Raw genomic sequence first — 10,964 nt, 5'->3', positions numbered from 1 at the left:
AACCAGCGGTGGCCAAGCTGCCCGTCCGGGTCCGCCATCGCGCAGCGGGTTGAGCAGCTTCTCGAAGCGATACCACTTCACCAGACCCGACAATCGATCAAGCGGTGAAGAACCGCCAGCCAACTTGCCGCCCAGAAAAGCCTCCGCCAAGCTCAACTGGCCCATCTGCTTCACTGCCATCGCGATTCCCTCCGAGCTTCGTCTCAGAGAATCACAATCAGCGAATTACGCAACAGGCCCCCTGTGGGAGAAGGTGTCGCCGAAGGCGACGGATGAGGGGTGTTCCAGGGAACGCCGACGCCTCATTCCGTCCAACACCCCTCATCCGTCTCGGCGCTGCGCGCCGATCCACCTTCTCCCACAGGGGGAGAAGGGCGGGTGCTCCTATCTCTGCGCCAGCCTTGCGCTCTCCACGGCAATGCCGAGCAGGGCCTGGCGTGCCAGCGCGATCGACAGATCCGGCCGCCGGCGTGTCTGCAGGACCGCCGTCTGCAGGCGGTTGAGTGCGCGGCCGAGCGCTTCGCTGCTCCACCGTTCGAGGGCTTTCTCCACCAGCTTGCGCCGGGAGAAAAAAACCGGCGGGCGCGCCGCGGCAACGACCGAAGCGGCATTGCGGCCGCCGGCGTCCATCTGGCCGCGCATCGCCTGGATTGCCTGCAACTGCCGCATCGCCGATGAAAGTACCAGAAAGGGCTGGCCGCCGGACTGGCAATGGCGGGTGAAGGCGGTGTCGAAGTCGGCGATCCTGCCTTCGAGCAGGGCGTCGACGGCCGCATCGAAGGAGAGGCCGGAGACATCGCCGGATGTCGCCTTGACGTCGTCGAGGCCGATTTCGGCCTGGCCATGCGCATAAAGCACCAGCTTTTCGATTTCGCCCCGCGAGGCCAGCCGGTCGCCGCCGAGATTGCGGCGCAGCGCCTGCCGCGCCTCCAGTGTCATCGACATGCCGGCCTTGCGCAGTTCGTCGTCGATGACCGTATCGATATCCCTGGCCTCATCGGCATAGCAAGGCAATGCCATGGCATTGTCCGCCGCCTCCACCACGGCGCGCAGGCCGACGCCCTTCTTCAGGTCGCCGGCCTCGATGAGGATGATGGCGTCCCGCGCGGGCTCGGACGTCAGCGCCTTGACGTCGTCGGCAAGCGCCTTCTGGGCGCCGGCATTGCGCACCCATAGCAGGCGCCGCTCCGAAAACATCGGCACGGTGCGGGCCTCGTCGAGCAGGCGGCCCTCGTCGCGATCGACCTCCGAACCGTCCAGCCTGACGACCGAGAACGGATCGTCAAGCGGCAGGCCGGTCTTGCCGGCAAAGGCCTTTGCCCGCTCGGCAACCAGCCCGCGATCGGGACCGTAAAGCAGCACGATCGAGACGCGCGGATCCGGCTTCGCGAGCCATGCATCGACCTCGTATGCTTTCTTTTGTGCCATGGGCGCTGATTAGCATGACGCGGGCGCGGGGTGAACGGCGCCGCCCTCCTTTCCTTCTCCCCCTTGTGGGAGAAGGTGAATTGGCGCGTAGCTCCAAGACGGTTGAGGGGTGCCGGCCGGAGTGCTGTCGATGCCAAGCTGGAACACCCCAAATCCGACCGAGCTTCGCTCGGCCACCTTCTCCCACAAAGGGGAGAAGGAGGTGCTCGCGCCGACCAACCCGACGCATTGCCTTATCTGGCGGGAAACCCGGCGCAATCATCTCCCAAATTGCGCGCCGGCGCGGAAGGTCGACAAGAAATTTCGCCGACATATCTCCATCCTGTCTGCCGCGGGCAGCAGCCAGCGGCAGCGAAGCCTCGCCCGACGAATTGGCACTGGTCTGGCGGTGTGCAAATATCCTAGCCGGGCAACAGTGGAGGACCGAGATCATGGCCGATGCCGGAATGCTGCGCTTCCATGTTCCGGAACCGGAAGTGCGGCCGGGCGGGACGCCGGATTTCTCCAATGTGAGCATTCCAAAAGCTGGCTCGGTGCCGCGCCCGAAGATCGACGTCGACCCGCGCGACATCCGCGATCTGGCCTTCTCGATCATTCGCGTGCTCAACCGCGCCGGCGAGGCGGTCGGGCCTTGGGCAGGGCTGCTTTCGGACGACGAGTTGCTGGAGGGGCTGCGCCATATGATGACGCTGCGCAGCTTCGATGCGCGCATGCAGATGGCGCAGCGCCAGGGCAAGACCTCTTTCTACATGCAGCATCTCGGCGAAGAGGCAGTGAGCTGCGCCTTCCGCAAGGCGCTGTCGCGGGGCGACATGAATTTTCCGACCTATCGGCAGGCCGGCCTGCTCATCGCCGACGGCTACCCGATGGTCACGATGATGAACCAGATCTATTCGAACGAGGCCGATCCGCTGAAAGGGCGGCAATTGCCGATCATGTATTCATCGAAGGAGCACGGCTTCTTCTCGATCTCCGGCAATCTGGCGACGCAGTACATCCAGGCGGTCGGCTGGGCGATGGCCTCGGCAATCAGCAACGATTCAAAGATCGCCGCCGCCTGGATCGGCGACGGCTCGACCGCCGAGTCCGACTTCCATTCGGCGCTGGTGTTCGCCTCGACCTACAAGGCGCCGGTTGTGCTCAACGTCGTCAACAACCAGTGGGCGATCTCGACCTTCCAGGGCATCGCCCGCGGCGGTTCCGGCACTTTTGCCGCCCGTGGGCTCGGCTTCGGTATTCCGTCGCTGCGCGTCGACGGCAACGACTATCTCGCCGTCCATGCGGTGGCCAAATGGGCGGCGGAACGGGCGCGCAGCAATCTCGGGCCGACGCTGGTCGAATACGTCACTTACCGCGTCGGCGCCCATTCGAGCTCCGACGATCCGTCGGCTTACCGGCCGAAGGCCGAGTCCGATGCCTGGCCGCTCGGCGACCCGATCGTCAGGCTGAAGAACCATCTCATCCAGCGCGGCGTCTGGTCGGACGAACGCCACGCCCAGGCCGAGGCGGAAATCCTCGACACGGTGATTTCGGCGCAGCGGGAGGCCGAGCGCCATGGCACGCTGCATGCCGGCGGCAAGCCCTCGGCGCGCGACATGTTCGAGGGCGTCTATGCCGAGATGCCGCCGCATCTCAGGCGCCAGCGCCAACAGGCAGGGGTCTGACCATGCCGCGGCGGACCATGATCGAGGCGATCCGCGACGCCATGGACGTGTCGATGGCGCGCGACGAGCGCGTCATCGTGTTCGGCGAGGATGTCGGCTTCTTCGGCGGCGTCTTCCGCTGCACGCAAGGCCTGCAGGCGAAATACGGCAAGGGCCGCTGCTTCGATGCGCCGATCAGCGAATCCGGCATTGTCGGCGCGGCCATCGGCATGGCCGCCTACGGGCTGAAGCCTTGCGTCGAGGTGCAGTTTGCCGACTATGTTTATCCGGCCTATGACCAGATCGTCTCGGAGGCGGCGCGGCTGCGCTACCGGTCGAACGGCGATTTCATCTGCCCGATCGTGGTCAGGATGCCGACCGGCGGCGGCATTTTCGGCGGCCAGACCCACAGCCAGAGCCCGGAGGCGCTGTTCACCCACGTCTCCGGCCTGAAAGTCGTGGTGCCCTCGAACCCGCATGACGCCAAGGGCCTTTTGATCGCGTCGATAGAGGATCCGGACCCGGTGATCTTCCTGGAACCGAAGCGGCTTTATAATGGGCCTTTCGACGGTCATCATGAGCGGCCGGTAACGCCATGGTCGAAACATGAGCTCGGCGAAGTCGCCGACGGCCATTACACGGTGCCGCTCGGCAAGGCGGTGATCCGCAGGCAGGGCGCGGCAGTCACCGTGCTTGCCTACGGCACGATGGTCTATGTCGCCCAGGCGGCGGCCGAGGAGACCGGCATCGATGCCGAGATCATCGATCTGAGAACGCTGCTGCCGCTCGATCTCGAGACGATCGTCGCCTCGGTCAACAAGACCGGGCGCTGCGTGGTCGTGCACGAGGCGACGCTGACATCGGGGTTCGGCGCCGAGCTGTCGGCCCTGGTCCAGGAGAACTGCTTCTACCATCTGGAAGCGCCGGTGGCGCGGGTCACCGGCTGGGACACGCCCTATCCGCATGCGCAGGAGTGGGACTATTTTCCCGGTCCTGCCCGGCTAGGCCGCGCGCTGGTCGAAACGATGGAAGCCTGAGGGGGGACGATGGGCGAATATGTCATCAAGCTGCCCGATGTCGGCGAAGGCGTAGCCGAGGCCGAGCTCGTCGAATGGCAGGTCAAGGTCGGCGATCTCGTGCGCGAGGATGCCGTGCTGGCCGCTGTCATGACCGACAAGGCGACGGTCGAAATTCCTTCGCCCGTCGATGGCGAAATCGTCTGGTTGGGCGCCGAGATCGGCGACACGGTGGCGATCGGCTCGCCGATTGTCAGGTTGAAGGTGGCGGGCGAGGGTAATGTCAGGGATGCTGCGTCGCAGGCCACTGAGGCGGGCGCCAAGAATACCCCCACCCCTAACCCCTCCCCACAAGGGGGAGGGGGACGTGCCGCAACCTCCAAGGCCGAACCCGAGACCGCTCCACGATCATCTGGAAAAACACCAACACATAAGGGACTAAGTGCGGCGGGTGGCGAATCCCCCTCCCCCTTGTGGGGAGGGGTTAGGGGTGGGGGTACTGCGCCGGCTTTCGGGGGTATAGCGCCGGTCGGCGCGCCGCGCCCCGAGGGAGAAAAGCCACTGGCCTCGCCGGCTGTCCGCCTCAGGGCGAAAGAGGCCGGCATCGACCTTCGGCAGGTCCCGGGAACCGGCCCAGCCGGCCGCATCCGGCACGAGGACATCGACGCCTTCCTGGCACGCGGACCGCAGCTCGCGAAGGCCCCTGGCCTCGCCCGCAACGAGACGGTCGAGGACATCAAGATAGTCGGGCTCAGGCGAAAGATCGCCGAGAAGATGACGCTGGCCAAGTCGCGCATCCCGCATATCACCTATGTCGAGGAGATCGACGTCACCGCGCTCGAGGATTTGCGCGCCGCGCTCAACAAGGAGAAGCGGCCGGGCGGGGACAGGCCGAAGCTGACGCTGCTGCCGTTCCTGATGCGGGCGATGATCAAGGCAATCGCCGACCAGCCCAATGTCAACGCACTGTTCGACGACGAAGCCGGCATCGTCCACCAGCATGGCGGCGTCCATATCGGCATCGCCGCGCAGACGGCTTCCGGGCTGATGGTGCCGGTGGTCAAGCACGCCGAGGCGCGGGACATCTGGGACTGTGCAGCCGAGGTTGTCAGGCTGGCCGAGGCGGCAAAATCCGGCACGGCGACGCGCGACGAACTCTCGGGATCGACCATCACCATCACTTCGCTGGGCGCCATGGGCGGCGTGGCGACGACGCCGGTGATCAATCATCCGGAAGTGGCGATCGTCGGCGTCAACAAGATGATGGTGCGGCCGGTATGGGACGGCAGCCAATTCATCCCGCGCAAGATGATGAACCTGTCCTCCAGCTTCGACCACCGCGTCGTCGACGGTTGGGACGCGGCGGTGTTCATCCAGCGGATAAAGACGCTGCTGGAAACGCCAGCGCTGATTTTTGTGGATTGAGGAGATGAACAGAGGATCGCAGGGGCGCGAGATGAGAGCAGTAGCGATCCTTCGCGCCCCCCTCTGCCCTACCGGGCATCTCCCCCTCAATGGGGGAGATCGGCCGTCATCCCGCCTTTCGCCAATCTCCAGCTTTGCAGGACTAAGCCGAACGCGAAAGCTGCCAATCTCCCCCCTTGAGGGGGAGATGTCCGGCAGGACAGAGGGGGGTGCTGCCCCGCCGGCTCGTCGAACTAAGGTGCAATGATGAAGGAAATCTCCTGCAAGCTGCTGGTCATCGGCGCCGGTCCGGGCGGCTATGTCTGTGCCATCCGCGCCGGGCAGCTTGGCATCGACACGGTGATCGTCGAGGCAGGCAAACCGGGCGGCACTTGCCTCAATGTCGGCTGCATCCCGTCAAAGGCGCTGATCCATGCAGCCGAAGAGTTCGAAAAGCTCTCGCACATGGCCGGCGGCAAAAGTCCACTCGGCATAACGGTCGCGGCACCGTCGCTTGATCTCGCGGCGACCATTGCCTGGAAAGACGGCATCGTTAGCCGGCTGAACAACGGCGTCGCCGGCCTGCTGAAGAAAGCTGGCGTGAAGACCGTGCATGGCTGGGCGACATTTCGCGACGGCAAGACCGTTGCCGTCGAGACCGAGATCGGCATGCAGGTGATCCGAGCCGAAACTGTGGTGATAGCGACCGGCTCGGCGCCGGTCGAGCTGCCATCGCTACCGTTCGGCGGGCCGGTCATTTCGTCGGCCGAGGCGCTGGCGCTGAGCGAAGTTCCGGAGAGGCTGGCGGTGGTCGGCGGCGGCTATATCGGGCTGGAACTCGGCATCGCCTTTGCCAAGCTGGGCGCCAAGGTGACCGTGGTCGAGGCGTTGCCCCGCGTGCTGGCGCAATATGATGCGGAACTGACCCGACCGGTGGTGAAGCGGCTGGCCGAACTCGGCATCGAGGTGCTCGTGAACGCCAAGGCCAAGGGGCTGTCCACCAAGCGCGACGCGCTGCTGGTCGAGACGAATGGCGGCAAGAACGGCAAGATTGCCGCCGACAAGGTGCTTGTCACGGTCGGTCGCAAGCCGGTGACCGAAGGCTGGGGGTTGGAGCAGATCGACCTCGACATGGCCGGACCCTTCATCCGCATCGACGACCAGTGCCGCAGCTCGATGCGTGGAATCTTTGCCATTGGCGACGTCACCGGCGAGCCGATGCTGGCGCACCGGGCCATGGCGCAAGGCGAAATGGTCGCCGAGATCGTCGCCGGCCACAAGCGCAGCTGGGACAGACGAGCGATCCCGGCTGTCTGTTTCACCGATCCGGAGCTGGTCACCGCAGGCCTGTCGCCGGAGGAGGCCAAGACCCGTGGCGAGATCAAGGTCGGACTGTTTCCCTTCACCGCCAATGGCCGGGCGATGACGAAGTTGGGCGAGGACGGATTCGTCCGGGTAGTGGCGCGGGCGGACAACCATCTGGTGCTTGGCATCCAGGCCGTCGGCCAGGGCGTGTCGGAACTGTCGACGGCCTTTGGGCTGGCGCTGGAGATGGGCGCGACGCTGGAGGATATCGCCGGGACGATCCATGCCCATCCGACACAGGGCGAGGGTTTTCAGGAAGCGGCGCTGAAGGCGCTGGGGCGGGCGGTGCATGTCTGAGGGCTCGCGCTCTCCCCCCTTGAGGGGGAGATGGCCGGCAGGCCAGAGGGGGTCGGTTCGACTGGATGCGACCTCCCTTGCGACAGATGGAGGTTGGCGCTCTACGCGAGGCGACCCCCTCTGTCGCCTTCGGCGACATCTCCCCCTCGAGGGGGGAGATTACGCAGCTCACCCTGCAAGCCGGCTAACCATTTCGTGCTGCGCATAGGCGCGGCCGAAGCGGTTGGCCAGGAAGGCGTCGAGGGCGATGTCCTCCTGCTTGATGAAGCCTCTCGCCGGCAAGGTGCCGTCGGCCAGCATGTCGAGCACCGCGCAGATGGCGGAGGCGGTGGTGATCTGGATGGCGCTGCGCACCGTTTCGCCGACGCGCTTGGCGTAGATCTTGTTGGCGTAGGTCTCTTGCAGCAGGCGGCCGTTCTTGCGGCCGCTGACGGTGACGAAGACGATGACCACGTCCTGCAGCGTCGCCGGCAGGGCGCTTTCGAAAATGTCCTTCAGCACGTCGCGGCGGTGGCGCAGGCCGAGGTCGTTGAGCAGCGCCTTCATGATCGCGGCATGGCCCGGATAGCGGATGGTGCGGTAGTTCAGCGTCCGCACCTTGCCTTTCAGCGTTTCGGCCAGCGTGCCCAGCCCGCCCGAGGTGTTGAACGCCTCGTAGGTGACGCCGTCGAGCGAGAATTCTTCACGCTCCTCCAGCGGCGGCACTTCGACAAGCTCGCCTTCGACGATCGCCTCGCACGGCTCGCAATATTCGTTGATGACGCCGTCGGTGCTCCAGGTCAGATTGTAGTTTAGCGCATTCGACGGGTATTGCGGCAGCGCGCCGACCCGCATGCGCACGCTTTCCAGCGTGTCGAAGCGGCTGGCGAGATCGTTGGCAACGATCGAGATGAAGCCCGGCGCCAGCCCGCATTGCGGAATGAAGGCGCTGCTGCCGGAACGCGCCAGTTCCTTGACGCGCCTGGTGCTGACGACGTCCTCGGTCAGATCGAGATAATGCACGCCGGCACTGGCCGCCGCCTCGGCGATGCGCGTGGTCAGATGGAAGGGCGCGGCGCTGAGCACCGCGAACTTGCCGGCCAAGGCGGCTTCGAGCGTGCCGGCGGCTTCGATATCGAGTTCCAGCGTCTCGACCGTTTCAGACAGTTCGGCCGCGCCGAGCTGCGCCGCCGAGCGGTCGATGAGCGTGACATGGTAGTCGCCCGTGGAAGCCAGCATCTCGGCAATGGTCGAGCCGATCTTGCCGGCGCCGACGACGATGATTTCCTTCATGACCGGTCCCTCGCACCAATGCTAAATTCACGGTTAGAATCGCAGCTTGCCTGTCGAAAGGAAGCGTGAGATTGTACGAAACGCAGCCTCTCTTTGGGCAATGTGCCGGTAAGGTTCGTCGAAATGCTCAGCGATGCCGACCAGGCTCTGCTTTCCCTGCTGCGCACCAATGCGCGCGCCTCGACCGCCGAACTGGCGCGGCGGCTCGGCGTCTCACGAACAACGGTGCAAAGCCGGATCGAGCGGCTGGAACAGCGCGGCATCATCGCCGGCTACGGGGTCAGGCTGTTGCCGGATTACGAGCAGGGGCTGGTCAGGGCGCATGTCCTGCTCACCGTCACCCCCAAGCTTGCCGACAAGGTGGTGCGCAGCCTGCAGGCGCTGGCACCGGTTCGCACGCTGCACTCGGTCAGCGGCAATTTCGATATGATCGTCATCGTCGAGGCGCCGTCGATCAGGGATCTCGACACGCTTCTCGACCAGATCGGCGCCATGGACGGAGTCGAGCGCACGTCGTCGTCGATCATCCTGTCGACGCGGATCGACCGCTGAGCCGGCTGGTGTCGCGGGTCCAGACGCTGTCGGGACAGCGCCCCCCTCTCTGCCCTGCCGGGCATCTCCCCCTCCAGGGGGAGATTGGATGTCACCGCGGCTTTCGCCAATCTCCAAGGTGGCTGAATGGATGCTATCGGCGAAGCTGCCGATCTCCCCACTAGAGGGGGAGATGCCAAGTGATCGCAAAGAGGGCAGGACAGAGGGGGGCGCGAAGGATCAGCAAGGGCGGTGATCGTTGTGGCGTTACCGCAGCAAAGCGATATAGGCTTTCAAAATGTGGATCGATGGCGTGCAGCCGCCCCCTATCTCTCGCAGCACCGCGCGTTCACCCAAAGAACCTAGACAGGAGGCCTCCTTGCCCAAGCAGTGTTTTGGAAAATCCCATGTGCCGTTGTCGCCGGCGGTCAGGGCCGGCGATTTCGTCTATGTCTCAGGCCAGGTGCCGGTCGGCACAGACGGGCTGGTGGTCAAGGGCGGCATCGCCGAACAGACCGAGCAGGTGCTGTCGAACGTCAAGGCGGCACTGGCGCTGGCCGGCTGTACCCTCGACGACGTAGTCAAGACGACGGTCTGGCTCGAAGACGCCCGCGATTTCGGCATTTTCAACACCGTCTATGCCAGGCATTTCCCGAAAGACCCGCCGGCGCGCACGACAGTGGAGTCGCGGCTGATGATCGACATCAAGATCGAGGTCGAGGCCGTTGCCTACAGGCCGGCCTGACGGGAAAGTGGAGACAGGCGCGATGCAATTCGATCTCCTGATAAAAGGCGGCCGCCTCATCGATCCGGCGTCCGGCCTCGACGCGCAGCGCGATCTGGCGATTGCCGACGGCCGTATCGCCGCGATCGACACCGAAATCCCCTTCGAACGTGCCGCCCGCGTCATCGATGCCACGGGCTCCATCGTCGCGCCGGGCCTGATCGACCTGCACAGCCATGTCTATTGGGGCGGCACGTCGCTCGGCGTCGATGCCGACCGGCTCGCGGCGAAAAGCGGCACCACCACCTTCATCGATGCCGGAAGTGCCGGCGCCGGCAATTTCCTCGGCTTTCGCCGCCACGTCATCGAGCGCTCGAAAGTCCGCATCCTGGCCTATGTCAACATTTCCTTTGCCGGCATATTCGGCTTCTCGCAGACCGTGGCGGTCGGCGAGTGTAGCGACCTCCGGCTCTGCGAACCGCGCGAGACGGTAGCGGCGGCTCGCGAGCACGCGGACGTGGTTGTCGGCGTCAAGGTCCGCTCGGGTCGCCATGCCGGCGGCACCAGCGGCATCGCGCCGGTCGATCTCGCGCTCGAAGCCGCCGACAAGGCCGGCCTGCCGCTGATGGCGCACATAGACGAGCCGCCGCCGGGCCGCTCGGAAGTGCTGCCGCGGCTGCGCAAGGGCGACATCCTCACCCACTGCTTCCGGCCGTTTCCCAACGCGCCGGTCTTCGCCTCGGGGGCGGTGCGGCCAGATATGCGGCTGGCGCGCGAGCGCGGCGTCATCTTCGACATCGGCCACGGCATGGGCTCGTTCGATTTCGAAGTGGCGAAAGCGATGCTCAGCGAGGGGCTGGCGCCGGACGTGATCAGCAGCGACGTGCATCTCTACTGCGTCGACGGGCCGGCCTTCGACATTCTGGTGTGCATGTCGAAGCTGCTGGCGCTCGGCATGCCGCTGGTCGAGGTGCTGCGCGCCGCCACGCAGCGCCCTGCCGAAGCGATCGCCAGGCCCGATCTCGGCAGGCTTGCGGTTGGTGCGGTCGGCGACATCGCGGTGCTGCGGCTGCGTCCGGGCCGCTTCACCTTTGTCGATTCGGTCGGCGCCTCGCTGGTCGCCGAGCAAAGGCTGGTCTCGGACGGAATCGTGGTCGGCGGCAGCTGGTGGCCGAACGAGGCGGTGGACGATCTCGGCGAGACCGAACGCTTCGAAGCGCATGCGCACGACACTCATGTCGATGTTGTGAGCCGGCATTTCGAGCGTGGGTGATCTCCCGCCTT

General features: G+C 65.4%; 9 protein-coding genes and 1 pseudogene. 7 read left to right on the top strand and 3 right to left on the bottom strand.

Annotation, left to right across the window (positions count from 1 at the left end):
• Positions 1–180, bottom strand: a pseudogene (locus NKK47_RS14380) (IS5/IS1182 family transposase); the annotation flags it as partial.
• Between the two features lie 204 nt (positions 181–384).
• Positions 385–1,428 carry a DNA polymerase III subunit delta gene (gene holA / locus NKK47_RS14375; RefSeq protein WP_352577371.1) on the bottom strand — a complete coding sequence of 348 codons (1,044 nt, stop codon included), beginning with the start codon at positions 1,426–1,428 and terminating at the stop codon, positions 385–387.
• 431 nt (positions 1,429–1,859) lie between these two features.
• Between holA and NKK47_RS14370 the strand changes: the two genes are divergently transcribed.
• From NKK47_RS14370 to lpdA, 4 genes are all read left to right on the top strand, one after another.
• Positions 1,860–3,092, top strand: coding sequence for a 3-methyl-2-oxobutanoate dehydrogenase (2-methylpropanoyl-transferring) subunit alpha (locus NKK47_RS14370; protein ID WP_254817940.1), 1,233 nt, complete (start codon positions 1,860–1,862; stop codon positions 3,090–3,092).
• A 2-nt stretch (positions 3,093–3,094) separates the two neighbouring features.
• Complete coding sequence (locus NKK47_RS14365; protein WP_352577369.1) at positions 3,095–4,108, top strand: alpha-ketoacid dehydrogenase subunit beta; 1,014 nt, start codon at positions 3,095–3,097, stop codon at positions 4,106–4,108.
• Positions 4,109–4,117: 9 nt separating this feature from the next.
• Positions 4,118–5,512, top strand: a complete 1,395-nt coding sequence (locus tag NKK47_RS14360; RefSeq protein WP_352577367.1) for a dihydrolipoamide acetyltransferase family protein — start codon at positions 4,118–4,120, stop codon at positions 5,510–5,512.
• Positions 5,513–5,758: 246 nt separating this feature from the next.
• Entirely contained in the window at positions 5,759–7,153 is a 1,395-nt protein-coding gene (gene lpdA / locus NKK47_RS14355) for a dihydrolipoyl dehydrogenase (protein WP_352577377.1), read from the top strand.
• 168 nt (positions 7,154–7,321) lie between these two features.
• Here the strand turns inward: lpdA and NKK47_RS14350 are convergent, their stop codons facing one another.
• Positions 7,322–8,425: a saccharopine dehydrogenase family protein gene (locus tag NKK47_RS14350; protein ID WP_352577365.1), complete on the bottom strand. Its 1,104-nt coding sequence runs from the start codon at positions 8,423–8,425 to the stop codon at positions 7,322–7,324.
• Positions 8,426–8,548: 123 nt separating this feature from the next.
• Here NKK47_RS14350 and NKK47_RS14345 point away from each other — a divergent pair, with 123 nt between their 5' ends.
• The 3 genes from NKK47_RS14345 (at position 8,549) to NKK47_RS14335 (ending at position 10,953) form a co-directional block, all read left to right on the top strand.
• Positions 8,549–8,977 (top strand): Lrp/AsnC family transcriptional regulator, encoded by a 429-nt coding sequence (locus tag NKK47_RS14345; RefSeq protein ID WP_023675939.1) that lies wholly within the window; start codon positions 8,549–8,551, stop codon positions 8,975–8,977.
• 358 nt (positions 8,978–9,335) lie between these two features.
• Positions 9,336–9,701: a RidA family protein gene (locus NKK47_RS14340; protein ID WP_023675940.1), complete on the top strand. Its 366-nt coding sequence runs from the start codon at positions 9,336–9,338 to the stop codon at positions 9,699–9,701.
• A 22-nt stretch (positions 9,702–9,723) separates the two neighbouring features.
• Complete coding sequence (locus NKK47_RS14335; protein ID WP_352577363.1) at positions 9,724–10,953, top strand: amidohydrolase/deacetylase family metallohydrolase; 1,230 nt, start codon at positions 9,724–9,726, stop codon at positions 10,951–10,953.
• The last annotated feature ends 11 nt before the right edge of the window (positions 10,954–10,964 follow it).

The sequence above is a fragment of the Mesorhizobium sp. M0019 genome, assembly GCF_040323975.1.
In the GTDB taxonomy this organism is placed as follows: domain Bacteria; phylum Pseudomonadota; class Alphaproteobacteria; order Rhizobiales; family Rhizobiaceae; genus Mesorhizobium.
Note: the sequence above shows the minus strand (reverse complement) of the source record. Positions and strands in the feature narration are given on the sequence as shown.

Coding starts and splice junctions, on each gene's coding strand:
- NKK47_RS14345 (WP_023675939.1), top strand. CDS start 8,549: ATGCTCAGCGATGCCGACCAGGCTCTGCTTTCCCTGCTGCGCACCAAT.
- lpdA (WP_352577377.1), top strand. CDS start 5,759: ATGAAGGAAATCTCCTGCAAGCTGCTGGTCATCGGCGCCGGTCCGGGC.
- NKK47_RS14365 (WP_352577369.1), top strand. CDS start 3,095: ATGCCGCGGCGGACCATGATCGAGGCGATCCGCGACGCCATGGACGTG.
- NKK47_RS14360 (WP_352577367.1), top strand. CDS start 4,118: ATGGGCGAATATGTCATCAAGCTGCCCGATGTCGGCGAAGGCGTAGCC.
- NKK47_RS14370 (WP_254817940.1), top strand. CDS start 1,860: ATGGCCGATGCCGGAATGCTGCGCTTCCATGTTCCGGAACCGGAAGTG.
- NKK47_RS14350 (WP_352577365.1), bottom strand. CDS start 8,425: ATGAAGGAAATCATCGTCGTCGGCGCCGGCAAGATCGGCTCGACCATT.
- NKK47_RS14335 (WP_352577363.1), top strand. CDS start 9,724: ATGCAATTCGATCTCCTGATAAAAGGCGGCCGCCTCATCGATCCGGCG.
- holA (WP_352577371.1), bottom strand. CDS start 1,428: ATGGCACAAAAGAAAGCATACGAGGTCGATGCATGGCTCGCGAAGCCG.